Origin of the sequence: Desulfitobacterium chlororespirans DSM 11544 (genome assembly GCF_900143285.1) — a bacterium.
Classification (GTDB): domain Bacteria; phylum Bacillota; class Desulfitobacteriia; order Desulfitobacteriales; family Desulfitobacteriaceae; genus Desulfitobacterium; species Desulfitobacterium chlororespirans.
In genome coordinates, this window is sequence record NZ_FRDN01000011.1 from 24,153 (window position 1) to 42,568 (window position 18,416).

Below are 18,416 nucleotides of genomic sequence, written 5' to 3' on the forward strand. Positions count from 1 at the left end.
GAAATCCTTAATTGAATTGCTAAAGGAGTGGGGCAATGAGTTACAATTTTGATGAATATATTGATCGTTACGGGACGGAAAGCACGAAATGGGATGCTTTTGAGAATCGCTTTCCCGGTTTGGATGCCAAGGGCTGTATTCCGATGTGGGTTGCCGATACGGATTTTCGAGCGCCTCAGGAGGTCATCGATGCTATCGTAGCTAAAGCTGAATTTGGTATCTTTGGTTATCCTAAAGGCAAGGGGGAGTCCTTTGATCAGGCAGTCACGGGCTGGATTTGCCAACGGCATGGCTGGCAGCTTGATCCGGAATGGATAGTGCCCACGACCGGGGTAGTCCCTGCCATTACCCATGCTATTCAAGCTTTTACCCAGGAAGGGGATGGAGTGCTCATCCAGCCCCCCGTATATTACCCTTTTAAAAATACAATCCAAAAGAATAAACGGAGGGTTATTGAAAATCCCCTGTTCCTAAATGAAGAAACAGAACACTATGAAATTGATTTTGCGGACTTTGAGCATAAGCTCAAAGATCCCAAAACAAAACTGTTCATCTTGTGCAATCCGCATAACCCCGTAGGACGGGTGTGGTCTGAAGAAGATTTGATTAAAGTCGGCGAATTATGCCTTAAGCATCACGTGCTTGTCTTTGCCGATGAAATTCACTCCGACCTGATTTTGAAGGGAAGCCGTCATATCCCCCTGGGCATGCTGGATGAACGATTCAATCAACATGTCATAACGGCCTTTTCTGCCAGCAAGACCTTTAACTTAGCAGGGTTACAGACTTCAGTGGTCATTCTCCCCGAACGAGGGATTCGGCAAAGGTATCTTGAACAATTGGAAATCAACCAAGCCCGGGATATCAATATATTTGGTACTATCGCCTTAGAGGCGGCTTATACTCACGGTACGGACTACTTGAAGGCATTTCTTGAGCATGTGGAGAGTAATCTTGATTATGCTCTGGAGTATACTGAGAAGCATCTTCAGGGGGTTCGCATTATTAAACCTCAAGGAACGTATCTGGTATGGTTTGATTTCCGGGGAACAGGTCTTACGGCGGATCAAATCGATGCCTTGATCATTGAAAAGGCCAAAGTCGCTGTGGATTTGGGACGCTGGTTTGGGGAAGAGGGAGCAGGTTTTTTGCGTTTTAATTTTGCTTGCCATCGCTCGACACTGGTGAAAGCCCTGGAGCAGATCAAGGAAGCTTTAGAGGCTTTGTAAAATCGATAGGTCAGCTATTGCTGAAATGATGTAATTTCTAAAGATCTCTTCTTCGCTCAAAGAGCGCAGGGGAGATCTTTTTGGTTAAGTTAGTTAATCAGAAAGCATTCCTGTAGTAAGAAAAAATGAGATTTGGAAAAAAGGGACCTCACCCTAAGCTTTGAAAGGAGACACTGTTGGCAACAGAATCCAAGCAGAAATAACGGAGGGAGCTTTCGATTGGCGAGAGTAGATCTGGATAAAGCCTGGGAGATGAGATTAAAGATTTTTTTGCTGCTGTAAGGTTGTCACACCTGTCATGTCAAGTTCATATACTGTATTAAAAACCCGGGAAGGGATTGGGCATGAGTGAAGAGATAAGAGAACGCAGCCCCCAGGTCATCGCGGCGGAGATCAACAGCTATAAAGTGTCCAGTGGGAGAATCCAATTAACCTGCGCCGTGGAGATCGGCGGGCGGCTGATAGAGGCGAAAGCCCTTCTTCCTCACGGGGAGTGGGGAAAATGGCTGGAAGAGTATGTGCATTATTCCCAAGCTACGGCGGAAAATTATATGCGGGTTGCCCGGGAGTACGGGCAGGCAGGGGGAGACTCCCCAGAGGGGGAAAAAGCAAAATCTGAGACGTTTCCGATTTTATCTTACTCCCAGGCACTGACCCTTTTGGATGTACCGGAGGAAGAGCGGGCCGAGTTCATCGCCGAGCTGGATATCGAAAATATGTCCGTACGTCAGCTGCAGAGGGCCATCAAGGAGCGGGAGCAGGCCAGGCAGGAAAAAGAGGAGGCGGAGCAGGAGAGCAGGGAGCTGCGGAAAGCTCTGGAGGGGGAAAAGGAGAAAAACAGCCAATTGGAAAAAGAGCGCGATGGGCTGAAGCTCAGGACAGGGGAGCTGGAAAAGGAAAAGCAGGGATTGAAACAGGAAGTAGCTGACGGAAAGGCTGAGAACAGCAGGCTTAAAGATAAGCAGCTCTTCCAAAACAATGAAAAGCTGCGGAACCAGCTTACTGCCGCCCAAATTAAGAACGCTACCCATAAAGCCGCCTTTAAAATGGAAGCCCTGGAAAGAGCCTTCAAAGAAGTGGTGTATGAGCTGGGCCTGCTGGTCAAGATAGATAAGGATGTGCATGGGGAGTATCAGAAGAATCTCAGAAAGTTCCTCCTGAAATGTCTGGATGAGAGGGTGGGGAATTGATTGCAGCAGCGCACGCCGGCAAAAAAGTCCAGACAATTAGCAGCTCATTAAAACGTGAAACGACCTCTTTACCAAATAGTAAGGAGGTCGTTTTTTCCGCACCGTAGGACCGACAATGGCGACATTTTGGCCGGTTTTGCGTAGAAATCACTACAAATTAAAGCATTCAATACCAACACCAATGTTCTGAAGGGGGCTGTATAATTAGAGTAAGAGGATATTATGAGGAGAGTACGGGATAACAAGGATAACACATGCTCCTTCAGATTTGAATACAGGTAGGTGTTATTAGGTGAAGATCTTATCCAGGCAGGATTTATTTAAAAAATTATCTGCAATTATTGCCAGCAGAGCCATCGAAACCATTCCGAAATTGGTTTTATTAGAAGTGCTCTCCTTCTTTGAAGCAGATGAAGGTGCTATCTACACCAAAAGCAAGGAAGAGGGCTTTACCCTCCTGACTCATGATCATTGCCGTGTTCAGGATACTTGCTGCTTACGGAAGGAATCTTATTATGAGAAGTCTGTTGTTGAGAGCCTATCTCGAACAAAACAAACGGCTTTGTTTGAACGTGTGAAAGAAGCTCAGGAAAAGGGTGATTTGCCAACGATGGCTAATGCCTGTAAAGCTTTGGCTTATACGCCTTTGCTCATCGATGAAGAAGTTATAGGGATAATCATCTTAAGCTGGTGCGGAGAAAAACGGTTTAAGGAGTATGATGAAGAGCTGCTCGAAACCATTGGCAACATTGTGGGCATCGGTCTTTATAACGGGAAATTGATAGACAGTCTAAAAAAGAGAGAAGAGCAGTTGCAATTTGTCCTTCAGGCGTTAATTCATGCTAAAGAAGAAGAAGGGAAACGGATTTCCCGTGAACTTCATGATGAAGTAGGGCAGGATCTCACGTCGATTTCGCTGCGATTGAAGATGCTTCAGGACGAAACAGATCTTGAGACGATCTACGATCGTCTCAATGGGCTCCGCATTCTGGTAACGGAAACCCTATCAGAAGTTCAGAGGATATCGATGGATCTGCGCCCGACCGCCTTAGATGATCTGGGGTTAATTCCTTCTCTGCGTTGGTATATTGAACAGTTTCGAGTGGACAACCCTATTGAAATCCAATTCCATTCCCCGCGCAAGCTGGAGGCCTTGACTCCGGAGGTGGAGATGGTCATCTATCGCGTGATTTTAGAAGGATTGATGAATATTTCCCGTCACTCAAAAGCCCGCACAGCTGAGGTGGTTCTGGCGGTGGAGAGAGAATGTTTAACGGTTGATATCCGGGATGACGGTATTGGAATGGATAGTAGTCCCTCCAAGGCTTGGGGATTAGGAATATTGGGCATGCAAGAACGTATTAAAGCCCAGGACGGTCAATTGCACATTCAAAGTGAACCTGATAAGGGAACCCATCTTCGTGTTTTCTTACCTTATCCTCGTGGGGATAAGTCAAGTTCCGCAATGAAGGGAAGGATAAATGATGGCGGGTAAAATTAAAGTTCTTTTAGTTGACGACCATACTATTCTGCGCAATACGCTGCGGATTCTTTTAGAGAAAGAACAAGAAATTCAAATTGTCGGTGAAGCAGGCGACGGGAAGACGGGGGTTGCCATGAGTATAGAACTGAAACCGGATGTGGTCATTATGGACATTACCCTGCCCGATCATAACGGTGTGGAAGCTTGCCGCCTGATTTGCACGCAGCTTCCCCAGATCAAAGTGATTGCCTTAACCATGCATGTTGAACGAGAATATTTGACGGAGTTCCTGGCTGCCGGAGGAGCAGGCTACCTGCACAAATCAGTGGCGGACCACGAATTGCTGCAAGCTATTCATACCGTAATGAAAGGAGAAATTTTTCTCTGCCCTGCAGGAGTTCAGGTAATTGCTCAGCAGCATCGTGTCAAGCCGGCACATGGTGATATAGAACCGGATATACTCTCTGAACGCGAGTTACAAGTACTGAAGTATGTAGCCAAAGGTCACACCAGTGCCGAAATAGGAGAGAAGCTCTATCTGTCGCCCCGGACTATAGATACTTATCGGGCACGCATTATCAAAAAGTTAAATATCCCTAATCGCTCTCAATTGGTTGACTATGTCATGAGATATCGTTTGTTGGATAAATAGAACTTGAACTTGTGAGGACAAATCACTACAAAAGAATCATAGAAATGCGATGATTTCAGAGCTTCTTTCTTGACATACAAAAAGCTGGATTATTTATATAATGAAATTGTGCACAAAAGGAGAGTGCGTTGGTTTGGGTAAAATTTCGGAGAAAGCAGATTTTAAAGGTACTGCAGATTCTTTAAATATCATGTTGGCGATCTCCCATTCATGGCTGAAAGACCTTTTTCTTGAGCTGCTTGTAGGCGCGGAAATTAAAGTTGTGGTAGTGGAGAGCATTGATAGGCTATTACAGGAATTAGATGAAAGTACAGATGTTCTGATTGTTGATGCTGCTGACTACCAGGGACATTATCATCAGCTGTTTGAACAATTGCGTCAAAAATCACCATCATTAGGAATTCTGGCACTGCTCTCCGCAGCAACAGTTGGTTACCGTGACAGTATCTTGTTTGCTGGTGCCAATGGTGTGGTAGTAAAAGAAGAGGCTCACCGAGAACTTATCCCGGTTTTGTTGCGAATATTGAATGGGTACCAAATCAATAGACATTCTTCCTGTTTACTTAGTGACTTAGGAGACAAGCTTAACACCTTTATACAAGGGGAGGTCAAGGAAGTGGAGAAAAGAACGGAAGATAATAACATAGTGTTTTCTGGAAGATTTAATCGCCGCACATTCTTGAAAGGGTCTGCAATAGCTGCAGGTGCGGCAGGCATAGCCGTTGCAAATCCCGGTGGTGCGATGAAGGCGCTGGCGGAAAGTACTGAAGAAGAAGCGGCTGCAGCCACAAGTGAAGAAAGAATATTCACTGGAGCCTGTAGAGCTAATTGTCAAAATCTTTGCCGGTTAAATATTCATGTCCGTGATGGAAAAGTAGTCAGGACATCTATGGCACCTATGCCCAATCCTGAGTACAACCGAATATGTATTAAGGGACTCACTCATGTTCAAAGAATATACGATCCGGATCGTTTGAAGTATCCTATGAAAAGGGTTGGCGAACGAGGATCTGGGGATTGGGAGCGAATCTCATGGGATGAAGCGGTTACGATTATTACAGATAAATGGAAAGAACTTCAGAGCACCTATGGTCCCCGTTCTGTTGCTTCGTCTACCCAATCTGCTAACTATGCGATGGTCAATGGAGCATCTGGAATTACTAATCGCTTGTTTAATCTGATGGAATCTACACATTTCACCCCTCCTATCGACATAAATATGGTTTATGGTTTTTTTAGAACCATTGGCTGGTTCAGTATGTTTTGGAATGCAAATGAACATACAACTATGAAATACGCCAAGAATGTCTTCGTTTGGGGAGCGAATCCTACTGAGTCTCAAACGCAAGTATGGCATTTTGTTCAAGAAGCGAAGAATAATGGGGCGAAGTTAACTGTAATCGATCCAATGTTTACTATTTCTGCTTCCAAAGCAGATCAATTTATTCCTGTTCGCCCTGGATCCGATACAGCTCTGGTTTTGGCAATGGCTAAAATAATTATTGATGAAAATTGGATAGATAAGAATTTTGTCAAACAGCATACTGTAGCTCCTTTCTTGGTAAAAGACAATGACGGAAAGTTTTTACGCATGAAAGATATTATTGGGTCCACTAATGGGGAAGGATCGGGAGCCCAGTATAAATATGGCAATGAAGATGCACGAGAATATTCTGCCGAGAATGATGCGATGAATGAGTTTGTCGTATGGGACAGCAATGCGGGAACCTATGGCAGACTTAGTGAAGTAAGTGATCCAGAAATATTAGGTTCATTTACGATTAATGGTATTGCTGTAAAAACTGCTTTAACACTTTTAAAAAATCAGGTAGAGAGCTATACGCCTGAATATGCTGAAGAAATTACCACAGTTAAAGCTGATGTTATTCGCGAATTAGCCCGTACCTATGCTTTAGGCGGTCCATGTACCATATATACTTTATTCGGCCCTGACCGTTATTATAATGGTCATTATTTTGCACATGCTCTGGCCGCTATTGCGGCGCTAACTGGTAATATAGGGAAACTGGGTGCTTCGATAGGCTTAGATACTTTATGGGATTATATACCTGGAGCGCCGGCTAATGTTGTAGACGGTAAAAAGGTAAATGCTGTTTTTGCTGAACAAGTTCCAAGAATATTTGAAACCGGTATGCATAAGGGAGAAAAGTATCCCATTAAGGCCTTGTATACTTTCTGCCACAATATATTGGGGAATTGGCCTGAACAAAATGTATGGATAAACAAAATATTCAAGGATTTGGAATTGATCGTTGTAGCTGATAACAGAATGACTGATACGGCTAAATATGCGGACATTGTTTTGCCCGTAGCCCATTGGTTTGAGGTGGAGGACGTAGGTTCATTCGGTAACCATCCGCACATGATCTTCCAAGAAAAAGCTATTGACCCTTTATACGAGTGTAAATCTGATTCGGAGATTACTCGTTTACTTGCGGAGAAGATGGGATTAGGGGAGTATTTCCGATTTACAGATATGGATTATTTAAGTGAGATATTCTCTAAAAACAAAGATGCAATTGAGAATAATATTACTGTAGAAAGATTAAAACGTGAAAAAGTAGTAAGACATGTTAAACAAAATCCAATTATCTATGGGGAAGGCGGCAAATTCAATACACCAACAGGTAGAATAGAATTTTACGTTGAGAGTCCAATACCTTTCTGTGATCTGGAACCGGAGTTTGACCCTGAAACAGAACATTTGCCACAATTTATCGCACCGATAGAAGCTTGGCCTGATAATCCTCTTTACAAAAAATATCCTTTGGTTATGATACAGGAGCATAAGCGTTGGCGTGCTCATACTCAATGGAGCCACGTACCGGTCTTGAGAGAACTTGATCCGGAACCTACGGTTATAATGTGTCCTGAAGATGCCAAATTGCGAGGAATAAAAAAAGGCGATAAAGTCAAAGTGTTTAATGATCGTGGTTCTGTAGTTTTAAGAGCAGTCTTCAGTAATGGGTTGCCAAAAGGCGTTATCAATGTTCCTCGTGGATGGCAGAGGGATCAGCATATTGCCGGGGGGTATCAGGAATTGACCCATAATAAATATCATCCTGCATCAATGAATATTGCTTTCTTTGATATCTTGGTGCAGATGGAAAAAATGTAAAGGAGGGATGAATTATGCATTATGGTATGGCGATAGATTTAAAGCAATGTATTGGATGTCATACTTGTTCGGTAGCGTGCAAAATGGCCAATAACTTACCAAATGATCTTTGGTGGAATAGGGTGCTCACTATTGGTGGCGATGAGATGGATACTCCTGAAGGGATTTACCCTAATAACAAAATGCAGTTTCTACCGCTAAATTGCCAACATTGTGAAAATCCGGCCTGTGTTAAGGCATGCCCTGTAGGGGCCACCTATAAACGGGAAGAAGATGGCATCGTCATTCAGGATTATGATAAATGCATCGGCTGCCGTTACTGCATGGTGGCTTGCCCTTATGGTGGTATACGCCAATTTAACTGGAAAAAGCCCGAGTACCATGTGGATTTTGCAGTTGGAGAGGCTACGGCTACGCCTCATCAATACAATACGGTGGAAAAGTGTACATTTTGTGCTAATCGTCTAGCCGAAGGGAAAAAACCGGCTTGTATGGAACTTTGTCCTGGCCGTGCCCGTTATTTCGGGGACATCGATGACCCGGAAAGCGATGTGAGCAAAGCCATCAAAGGCCGCAGCTATTTTCATTTGCTCGAAGAAAAAGGCACCAAGCCTAATGTCTACTACTTAACTTAAAGGAGGTGTAAGCATGACAGTGCAAACAAAGACCGCCGTACAAACGACTAAAACTACCTCGTCCAATCTGTGGAATATGATCTTCGCAGCTGTTGCCGTGCTCGGAGCAGTCTGCTGGGGACTTCAACTAACTCAAGGGCTGCAGGTCACCAATCTCGGCCTGAACAACATGTGGGGCCTCTATATCGTCGGCTTTATGATCTTCACCGGAGTCGCCGCCGGAAGCCTGCTCTTTGCGGCAGTCCCTTATCTCTTTAAGCTGGCTGAGTTTAAGCCCTATACCCGGATTGCCGCCTACCTGGGCGCAGTGTCCAGCATCGTGGCCGCCTCCCTCTTCATCATCGTGGACATCGGCAACCCGGAGCGGGCCTGGCTCTTCATTACCAGCGGCAACTTGACCTCACCGATGTTTTGGGACTTCCTCATGCTGGCCTCTTATATGGTGATTTCCATCATCTTTACCCGTCAGCTGATGTTGGTCCATGAAGGCAAAAAGGATGAAGAGTCTCTGAAACCCATTGCCCTCATCGCCTTCATTGCCGGGCTCTTGGTCACAGTCACCTCCTTTGTCTTCTGTTTCCAGATCGCCCGTCCCTTGTGGAATACTCCGGTGCAGCCCCTATCCTTTTTAATCGCAGCCTTAGTGGCCGCCTTGTCCGTGCAAATGATTCTGGCAACCATCTTGAATAAGGGTGGTTATATCGAGATGCCCATGAAGCTTATGGTGAAGATGGCGAAAGGGGCAGCTGTTCTGCTGTGCATCGAGCTGATCATCATCGTGGGTGAAATCCTCATAGGCCTTTATCCCGGAGGGGGAGAAGAGCATGCCGCCTTCCTCTGGCTGGTCAGTGGAGAAGGAGCGGTAGGATTCTGGGCGGAAATGGTGACCTTGGTGGCCGCCATCGTGGTTTTGGCCAAGCAGGATACCCCATCCAAAGCAGGGGGAGTCGTGAACGGTGCTATACTGGCCTTGGTGGCGATCTATCTTATCAAATCCAACCTGTTGCAGGCCCAATTATTTAATCCCCTCATTACCTATGCAGGACCGCCGGTTTATGGAGGGACAACAGGTCCCTATGTGCCCTCGTTGATTGAGATTGGCTTGTCTTTGGGTATCATCTCTTTGGGAGCATTGCTTCTGAGTCTAGGGTTAAGCAAGTTGAATCTTGGAATGGGCAAATAAGCATTAAGAGGGCAGGCCCCATGTCTAGGTTATCAGACAGGAGTCTACCCTCTGCTTTTTCTGTAGTGTTTTTTCGGACAAAACTCTATTGGTATTCCTGACATCTTTAGGGGATGGGTTATTATAAAATAAAAGGGATAGAGTGCGGCTTATAAGACTAAACAGCATTGTGAAAGGCATATCAAATGATATGGAAGAAACGATGGGTACTTTGCTAAAATAGGACTATGTCAAGGTACAAAAAGGAGAATAAAAATGAGTAATAACCGTCAAGAACAAGATGCAATGAATGCTTTTACGATCTCGGATTTCTTCCAGCTGCTCTCGATCTCTCTGCGGCTCCCTAACCATGAATTGGCCCAGGCATTTTTAGACGGCAGCTATGGACGAGATGCCCTCTACATTCTTGAGGAGCTTTCCTGCACTCAAGAGGAGATTGCTTCAGTCCGAGAAGCCTTAAAGAACCTTGCCTCGACTGAGGAGGACGTAACCGTTTTCCTCATTCAGATGAGACGGGAATATACCCGGCTTTTTGATGATCCGAAGAAACCGGCGGTTAGTATATACGAGACTCTCTTTTTGCATAATCCTGAAGACAAAGGGGGAGTCATGCTCTTTATGAGCCCGGCCGCCCTTGACGCCGAACGTTGTTATAAAAGTGCCGGAGTCAGCCTTGTTAAGCAATCCGCAGAACCTGCCGATCATATGGCCACGGAGTTGGAGTTTATGATGTATCTCTACGCTAAGAAAGGGAAGGCCCTACAAGAGGAAAGCACTGAGGAATTAGCGGTGCTGGAAAAGCAGATTAAAGAGTTCATAGACCTTCATCTCCATAAATGGTGCCGGGCATTTTTTGATAAACTGGCATGTGAAGCCGGACTTACATTCTATCAAGGGTTATGCCGGTTGGGACAAGCGGGACTGAGCAAAATATTTGCTTAAGTCATGGCGATATATCCTCAGTTAAGTGCATAAATAAAAATTCCTTAGAATGAACAAAGGAGTGGGAAGCATGCTTTTTAATCACGGTGCAACTATGCAGCTTGACACAAATCGATGTCTGAATCAGCAGCACAATGGTGTGGAATGCAGCCATTGTGTTTCTCATTGTCCGGGACAAGCTTTAATCCTCGCTGATCAGCAAATTTATCTGATCCAAGAGCGATGCCTTGGCTGTGGACTCTGCCTTGCCGATTGTCCTACTCAGGTTTTCCGCTCTTCCCAATGGGATGAAACCACAATTCGTTCGGATGTGGAAGAGCAGGGAGCAAAAATAACTCAGATCTTCTGTGGCTCGCATTCGGCTCCCTATCTTAGTAAGGAGGATAAGGAGAAGGGAGCGGTACAGATTCCCACCTGCTTAAGCGCCTTGTCCAAAGGAGCTTGGTATGAATTAGGTTTGCTCACCGGAGTGGAGCTGCGTCTGGATGGGTGTCATGATTGTCCGCTGAAATCGTGTATCGAGCGAGTCAAGTTTGCCCTGGAAACAGCTATGGAATGGCTGGAAGCTTCCGGCCATACTCCGGATTTCACTCTGATTTATACTGCGGATAAAGCTAAAAAGCGCAAAAAGCTCCAGGCCGTATCCTCAGGATTAAAGGTAACTTCCCGCCGGGATCTGTTTTTAACCTTAATGGGCCGAAAGCATCAGGAGCTAAAGGGAGCGCCTGGTCGTGAAGAAAACAAAAAAAGGGCAAGAATCAATGCCTTGCCTGATTGGCAGAAGCGTCTCGAAGATAGTTATTTCCGTAACTATCAGGAAGGAGGAAGTCCTGCTTATTGGCCTTTTATCCAAATGAGTACGGAATGTGTGAACTGTGGCATGTGTGCCAGGTATTGTCCTACTCAAGCGTTGAAGATTCGGGTCGAAGGGAAGGAGTGTATTCATTCCTTCACTGGTGGGCACTGCATAGACTGCCGCATCTGTATGCTGTCCTGTCCAACCCGATCGATTTTTCGGGATCGTTTACCCAATGCCGCACCTTACGAGGAACAATCCATCTTCAAGGCCTCAGTGGGAAAATGCAAGCTTTGTGAAGCAGAAACCATCACCAGTCAGGATGATTTATGTTACTGGTGTAAGGAAGAACCTTCTCCGGAAGACATTCTTTCGGATGTTCGCCAAAAACTTTTTGGAAAGTTCGTGCTATGATGGTCACTACTCAAGCTAAAAAGGCGAGGGGGTGGGTAATTCTCCCTTTCCTCGCCTGCGTTCTTTTACTTTTGACTTCTGCCTATCAGCAGATAAGCGACAAACAGGATATATTGGCTCTCCTGCAGCAGGGAGAACCGGCTGCAACCCACTATGAAGAGCTTGAAGGTATTTATAAGACCTATGGATTATACGATCAGGCTGGACATTTACTGAGCTATGGGGTTATTGCCAATGCCTCAGGCTATGGCGGTCCCATCACCCTGTTGATCAATGTGAATCAGGAGGGCACTCTGAAAAACGCAGTCTTGGTCGAAGACTCGGAAACCCCCCTCTATCTGCGCAAGGTCCTGGAAGCCGGGTATCCGGAGAACCTGATTGGCAAAACCGTAACTCAGCCCTTGGCGGCCCATGGGGATATTGATAGTGTCAGCGGTGCAACGCGTACCACGGATGGGATCATGTTAGCTGTGGAAAAGGGTATGTTTCAGGTAGGAAAGAATCAGTTGGGGCTGACAGTACCCTATCTGAAAACCTTCCATTTTCAATGGCAGGACGGACTTGTCCTGCTGATGTTTCTTGTGGCAATCCTGGCCTCTGCCCGCAACATGAAGAAGCTGCGCCCCTGGATCTTGGTGGCGACGGTCTTTGTCTTCGGATTTATGGAAAATTCCTCCTTGACCATCGGCAATTATCTGAGCATCATTGCCCTGAAAATGCCAGCTTTTTCGGAACGGCCTATTTGGTATGTGATCGTTATGGGGGTCTTTTTGGTCACCTTGCTATGGGGGAGAAATTTTTACTGCTCTTGGCTTTGCCCTTTCGGAGCGGTACAGGAAGGTATGTACAAGGCTCTGAATCTGGCCGACTACAACCCTAACTCTCAGCTGATCTCCGGTGCTCGTAAAAGCCGCTGGTTGTTCCTGTGGCTGGCTGCTATACTGGCTTTGCTTTTCAATAATTCCGGCATAGCCAGCTTTGAGCCTTTTTCAGTATTCTTTAATGGGGACGGCAACACTTCACAGTGGATAATGATGCTCTTGATTCTGTTGTTCGCCATTTTTATACTGCGTTTTTGGTGCCGTTGTTTTTGTCCTATGGGAGCATTCTTGGATTTTATCGCCTCCTGCAGACGAAAAGGGCAGAAGCTCTTCCGAAACAAGCTGGAGCCGGAGGAGGGAAGGACAGAAAAAGAAGAACGTCAAGAGGAGGAAGAACCGGGTTGGGCAGAACTGGGCCCGGTAGAAGGAGAAGCGCTTGAAGAGGGTGGGATGAAAAGAGAGGTTGCGGCAAGCCGGGCTTGTTCAGGGTGCCAAAAAGGTGAAAGTAAAAGGGAACAACACCCCTTAAGCTCAGGGGATAAACTGGTGGCAGCAGCCTTAGCAGCTATTTGGATACTGATTATCGGTGCTTTGCTTCAAAACACAGGGATAATTTAAAGGACCGCTTCCTACTTTCTGTTCACTCCTCGTGCTATAATCAATGTATAAGCCATAAGCCATGAGCCATGCCTCAAAGGAGGAGTGTGTGTGACAGAGACGATTCGAACCCGTATAGAGAGGGAAGAATGGGAGCGGCTTTCGCCCTATGCCGCCAAAAGCAGTGCAGCCAGAAGAATACGGGAAGAGGAAGAATGCCCTATCCGGACCAAATTCCAAAGGGATCGGGATCGGATTTTGCATAGCAAGCCCTTTCGGCGGCTTAAGCATAAGACTCAGGTTTATATAGCCCCCAGCGGGGATCATTACCGGACGCGGATGACCCATAGTCTGGAGGTTTCTCAGATTTCCCGCACTATTGGCCGGGGGTTAGGCCTGAACGAAGATTTGATCGAAGCCATTTCCCTCGGGCATGATGTGGGGCATACCCCCTTTGGTCATGTGGGAGAAGAAGCCATTGCCAAGCTGATCGGCCGCTTTGAGCATAACGAGCAATCCATCCGTATCCTCACGGTTCTCACCGGGGAGGGCAGAGGGTTGAATTTAACCCAGGAAGTTCTGGATGGGGTGCTCCATCATACAGGGAAAGAGATCCCTTATACCCTCGAAGGACAGATCGTCAAGACAGGGGATCGTATTGCCTACCTTTGCCATGATTATGATGATGCCTTGCGGGCAGAGCTCATTCACCAAGGAGAGCTCCCCGGGAAGGTGGTGTCTACCCTGGGGGATAGTCCCAGCCGCATGATCACTACGATGGTAGTGGATATGATCGAAAGCTCCCAGAACCAAGCCTCGATCCGGCAATCCTCTCAGGTTGCGGAGGCTATGCAGGAGTTCCGGGTGTTTATGTTTGAGCGGGTCTATAACAGCGTGATCCTCCGTGAGGAGCGGCGTAAAGGCGAATATGTTGTCCAGGCTTTATTCCATTATTATATGAAAAACCTGCAGTTTCTCCCTCAGGAATATCTGGTTTGGGCCGAGGGTGATGCGGTCAAAGCTGTAGTGGACTACATCTCCGGGCTTACCGATAACTACGCTATTGATCTCTTTCAAAAATTCCTTGTTCCCAGATATTAAGAGGTGCATATCGAAATAATCTAGGGTCGGTCTGTCGCCAAGACAGACCTTTTTTTGATGTCAAAAGGAGCGCCGCCCACTACCTGAAAAGTAGTTTGGCGGCACTCTCTTAAATACGCTTAACATATTTTTAGTGGATAGATTAAGAACGTTACTTCAGAATTAAGCTTTCATTGGCCGTTACAGGTGTTGATGTATCCAAACCGCCGAGAATCGCCGCCTTCAGTTCCCCTTCTAAAAGGAATTCCACCGAGTTCACATCGGCAAGGGTGGTTAAGGAATTGACAATGCTATAGAGGACCATCTCTTCTCCTGTGGCACCGCCCTCGAAATTCTCTCTGAAGGAATGGGACAGATTAAGGGTGGCGACACCGTCTTTAATCTTAACATCCAAAAGCTTGGTATCCTTTGGGAGGGGAGCCACTAAACCTGAAGGAGGATTTGCGAACTCCTTGAACATTCCGGCGATTACTTCTTCGCTTGCTGCTTTGGTCACGTTTATTGTCCGCTCAGTGGGAGCAAGTCCTGTTGCATCCGACGTAGGGAAATACATCGTAACTTTCACGGTCTCCGCGGGAGCCGGTTCAACCGGGTCGGAATTCTGGGGATCCGTTACATTGGGGGGAGGGGATGGAGGAGTATTCTTCGTGGTGTCATCGGATCCACAGCCTACTAAGCCAAAAGTTAAAAGGAATATGGAAAATGCGATCATTAAACAGCGGAATTTAGTGTTACACATAGGACCGTCCACCTTTCTGAGTCATTTTTTAAAGTTTGGCATCATGGTGCAGCTCGACTCATCTATGTATAAGTTTAAGCATTGATTCCATTTTAGCACGAAAAGCAGAGGAGGAAAAGCAATCTGCCACAGATAGCGATGAGAAGAAAGAAAAAGTCGAAATAAAGGAGGAAATAGTTAAGGAAGGTAGAATAATATTTATAGACTCTAAATATATCTAGACTATATATTGTACACCAAAAAAGTCTGATTTTAAAGAGAGATTTTATAGAAAACTTGGCTGGTGGCAAGCCTCTGGCGCATACAGCTGCCTAGTTGCACTTATGCAGGAGGAAAGTAGGCAACGAAGTTATGCTTTACGAAAGTGAAAAAGAGGATTCTTGAGTTTTTTGGCGAAACAATAAATGTATTATTATCTTGACAATCTGTCAAAAATATGGCATAGGGGTGGCGAATTACAAGCAGTGGACTACAGAATTCCTGAGGAGATCGTTGAAGAAGTCAGATTGCGTTCCGATATCGTGGATACAATTTCCGAATACGTACGGCTTCAACGGAAAGGGAAGAATTACCTGGGCCTCTGTCCGTTTCATGCGGAGAAAACCCCGAGTTTTACGGTGACCCCGGACAAGCAGATTTTTTATTGCTTCGGTTGCCATACGGGCGGTAATGTATTTTCTTTTTTAATGAAAAAAGAAAACTGGAATTTTGTCGAAACGGTGGAGCATTTAGCTCAAAAACACGGTATTGTTCTCCCGGAGAAAGAGCTTTCACCCCGTGAGAAAGAACAACAAACCCGTCGACGTCGTTGGGAAGAGATTCACGATTGGGCAACGGGTTATTTTCATGAGGTCCTGCTGCATAGACCTGAAGGAGAGCCTGGAAGGCAGTACTTTCAGCAGCGAGGGATGGATGAGGAGACCATCAAGCAATTTCGTTTAGGTTATGCCCCCGATCGATGGGACGGACTGCTTGAGGCCCTTAGCGCCCGGGGAGTAAGCCCCCAGGAGTTGGCTCAAGCCGGACTTGCTTTAGAGCGGGACCAGTCGGAGGGAAGGTCCCGTGGCTTTTACGACCGTTTTCGAAAAAGGGTAATATTTGCCATACTTGACTCCCGTCATAAGACCATTGGCTTTGGCGGGCGGGTCTTAGATCATTCTACACCAAAATATCTGAATTCACCAGAGACTGCTTTTTTTAATAAGGGACATCATTTATACGGAATGCACCGAGCTCACCAGGGGATCCGGGAACACGGATTTGCACTTCTGGCGGAAGGCTACATGGATGTTATCGCCTTACAAAGAGCAGGCTTTAAAAATGCAGTAGCCTCTTTAGGAACAGCCTTAACCCGGGATCAGGCAAAACTGATCCATCGCTACACTGGGCGCGTGGTGGTTGTTTATGATTCGGATCAGGCTGGCACTCAAGCAACCCTTCGAGCGGGTGAGCTATTGCAGGACATGGGTTTTCGGGTAGATATATTAAGGTTGTCCGGGGCTAAGGACCCGGATGAATATCTTAAAACCTTCGGAGTGGAAGAATTTAATAAAGCGTTAGCTCAAGCGGAACCCTATATTCAATTTAAATATCAGGTTCATGTCCAAACGAAACCAACCCTATCAGCTCCGGAGAAAGCAGAATTGGTCCGCGAATTAGCACCGGATATCGTCAAAGTGCAAAGTCCTGTCGAGCGGGAAGGGTATGAGCGGTTTTTGAGTTTGGAGCTGGGTCTGACCTTAGATAGGGTTCAAGAGGAAATTGCAGGATTTGACCGAAAACCTTCGAAAAAGGCCTCTGGGGAGGAATTATTTCGTAACAAACAGGATATTTCTGTAAAAAACAGGGATAATATCAATAGGTGTGCAAATCCGACTCCAAGCGGAGCGTCAGTTCCTGATGGAGTGATTCGAGCTGAGCGAGTTTTGTTGCGTCTTTTGCTTGAACAATTAATTCCTGTCTCAGAATTCAAGGATCAATGGGTCGAGGGATTGTGGAAGGTAGCGTATCATCAGCAGATATTTGATTATATTGAAAAAGCGCGCTGTATCGGCAATGGAGCTTTGTCGAGTATGGAATCGGGCCCTTTGCAAAGCAAAGTAGCCCAGATCATGCTGGAAGACATGGAACTAGCCAACCCGCAACGACTTTTTCATGATTGCATGAAACAGATTCATTCGATGAGCGAAGAGGAAACTGTGGAAGAGCTTCAGGCTCGAATGGTTGAATTAGAAAAATCCGGCGATTTGACAGGTGCTTTAGCCCTGTTAAAAGAGATAGGAGAGCGGTTGAGAAGTGGCGAAAAGTAAGGTCATGAGCACACAAAAAACAGAAACCAAGAAGGGAGGGGAATCTATGAATGATGACCAATTGAAGGTCGATGCGGTAAAAGAACTGATCCAAAAAGGCAAGAAAAAGGGTTCTTTAACCTATCGGGAGATCATGGATACCCTCCAAGGAATTGAGCTCACAGCCGAACAGATTGATGAAGTGTATGAACAGATTGGCCGGATGGGGATTGATATCATCCCTGAAGCGGGTGAAGTGGAAGCCTTGGAAAAGGTTACGGACGAAATCCCCGATGATGTGGATGACCCTGATGTTGAGGAAGAGGTGGATGTGGATCTTTCCATTCCTGAAGGGGTGGGAATCGATGATCCTGTCCGCATGTACCTTAAAGAGATTGGCCGCGTCCCTCTTCTTACTGCTGAAGAAGAGATTGAACTGGCCAAACGCATGGAACAAGGGGACGAGAGCGCTAAACGCCGTTTGGCTGAAGCCAATTTGCGCCTCGTTGTCAGCATTGCCAAACGTTATGTAGGCCGGGGGATGCTTTTCCTGGATTTGATTCAGGAAGGCAACCTGGGGCTGATTAAGGCTGTAGAGAAATTTGATTACGTCAAAGGCTTTAAGTTTTCAACTTATGCCACATGGTGGATTCGCCAAGCCATTACCCGGGCTATTGCCGATCAGGCAAGAACCATTCGGATACCTGTGCATATGGTAGAAACCATCAATAAGCTGATTCGGGTATCACGCCAACTTCTGCAGGAATTAGGACGTGAACCAACCCCTGAAGAGATCGCGGTACAAATGGATATTTCTGTAGAGCGGGTCCGGGAGATTATGAAGATTGCCCAGGAGCCGGTATCTTTGGAGACACCGATTGGGGAAGAAGAAGACTCCCATTTAGGAGATTTCATTCCTGATGAAGATGCTCCGGCCCCTTCGGAGGCAGCTTCCTTTATCCTGCTGAAAGAGCAATTGGAAGAGGTCTTAGAGACCCTGACTCCCCGGGAAGAAAAGGTTCTGCGTTTGCGTTTTGGTCTTGATGATGGCCGTACCCGGACTTTAGAGGAAGTAGGCCAGGAATTCGGCGTAACCCGGGAACGGATTCGCCAGATCGAAGCCAAAGCCCTGCGGAAGCTTCGCCATCCCAGCCGCAGCAAGAAGCTCAAGGATTACCTGGAATAAAAACTCAAATATAAAGCTTGA

Annotated in this window: 14 protein-coding genes; 13 read left to right on the forward strand and 1 reads right to left on the reverse strand. The window is 46.2% G+C overall.

The genetic code is table 11. From position 1 onward, the window contains the following. Positions 1-35: 35 nt before the first annotated feature. From BUA14_RS17240 to BUA14_RS17290, 11 genes are all read left to right on the forward strand, one after another. A complete protein-coding gene (locus BUA14_RS17240; protein ID WP_072773764.1) occupies positions 36-1,229 on the forward strand; it encodes a MalY/PatB family protein in 1,194 nt (397 codons plus the stop codon). 344 nt (positions 1,230-1,573) lie between these two features. After that, on the forward strand, positions 1,574-2,419 hold the full coding sequence (locus BUA14_RS17245; RefSeq protein WP_072773765.1) for a DUF3102 domain-containing protein: 846 nt from the start codon (positions 1,574-1,576) through the stop codon (positions 2,417-2,419). Between the two features lie 292 nt (positions 2,420-2,711). Then, the gene (locus BUA14_RS17250) at positions 2,712-3,914 is read left to right on the forward strand and encodes a GAF domain-containing sensor histidine kinase (protein ID WP_084078694.1); all 1,203 of its coding nucleotides are present in this window, start codon (positions 2,712-2,714) and stop codon (positions 3,912-3,914) included. Further along, a complete protein-coding gene (locus tag BUA14_RS17255; protein ID WP_242954682.1) occupies positions 3,901-4,554 on the forward strand; it encodes a response regulator in 654 nt (217 codons plus the stop codon). Before BUA14_RS17250 ends, BUA14_RS17255 begins: the two co-directional genes overlap by 14 nt. Positions 4,555-4,687: 133 nt before the next feature. Continuing rightward, a complete protein-coding gene (locus BUA14_RS17260; RefSeq protein ID WP_178371727.1) occupies positions 4,688-7,693 on the forward strand; it encodes a molybdopterin-dependent oxidoreductase in 3,006 nt (1,001 codons plus the stop codon). A gap of 14 nt (positions 7,694-7,707) precedes the next feature. Next, positions 7,708-8,328, forward strand: coding sequence for a 4Fe-4S dicluster domain-containing protein (locus BUA14_RS17265; RefSeq protein WP_072773767.1), 621 nt, complete (start codon positions 7,708-7,710; stop codon positions 8,326-8,328). Between the two features lie 13 nt (positions 8,329-8,341). Beyond that, positions 8,342-9,511: an NrfD/PsrC family molybdoenzyme membrane anchor subunit gene (nrfD, locus tag BUA14_RS17270; RefSeq protein ID WP_072773768.1), complete on the forward strand. Its 1,170-nt coding sequence runs from the start codon at positions 8,342-8,344 to the stop codon at positions 9,509-9,511. Positions 9,512-9,766: 255 nt separating this feature from the next. Next, positions 9,767-10,453 (forward strand): TorD/DmsD family molecular chaperone, encoded by a 687-nt coding sequence (locus BUA14_RS17275; RefSeq protein WP_072773769.1) that lies wholly within the window; start codon positions 9,767-9,769, stop codon positions 10,451-10,453. Positions 10,454-10,523: 70 nt separating this feature from the next. Continuing rightward, a complete protein-coding gene (locus BUA14_RS17280) occupies positions 10,524-11,663 on the forward strand; it encodes an NADH-quinone oxidoreductase subunit I (RefSeq protein ID WP_072773770.1) in 1,140 nt (379 codons plus the stop codon). Then, positions 11,660-13,102, forward strand: a complete 1,443-nt coding sequence (locus BUA14_RS17285) for a 4Fe-4S binding protein (protein ID WP_072773771.1) — start codon at positions 11,660-11,662, stop codon at positions 13,100-13,102. The genes BUA14_RS17280 and BUA14_RS17285 overlap by 4 nt, the downstream gene beginning before the upstream one ends. A 90-nt stretch (positions 13,103-13,192) precedes the next feature. Beyond that, entirely contained in the window at positions 13,193-14,182 is a 990-nt protein-coding gene (locus tag BUA14_RS17290; RefSeq protein ID WP_178371728.1) for a deoxyguanosinetriphosphate triphosphohydrolase, read from the forward strand. Between the two features lie 151 nt (positions 14,183-14,333). Here BUA14_RS17290 and BUA14_RS17295 read toward each other — a convergent pair whose 3' ends face one another. Next, a complete protein-coding gene (locus tag BUA14_RS17295) occupies positions 14,334-14,921 on the reverse strand; it encodes a GerMN domain-containing protein (RefSeq protein ID WP_072773773.1) in 588 nt (195 codons plus the stop codon). A 404-nt stretch (positions 14,922-15,325) separates the two neighbouring features. On the opposite strand from BUA14_RS17295, the gene dnaG reads away from it, so the two are divergent. Next, positions 15,326-17,230, forward strand: coding sequence for a DNA primase (gene dnaG / locus BUA14_RS17300; protein WP_072773774.1), 1,905 nt, complete (start codon positions 15,326-15,328; stop codon positions 17,228-17,230). Next, positions 17,217-18,395: an RNA polymerase sigma factor RpoD gene (gene rpoD / locus BUA14_RS17305; protein ID WP_005816337.1), complete on the forward strand. Its 1,179-nt coding sequence runs from the start codon at positions 17,217-17,219 to the stop codon at positions 18,393-18,395. Before dnaG ends, rpoD begins: the two co-directional genes overlap by 14 nt. The last annotated feature ends 21 nt before the right edge of the window (positions 18,396-18,416 follow it).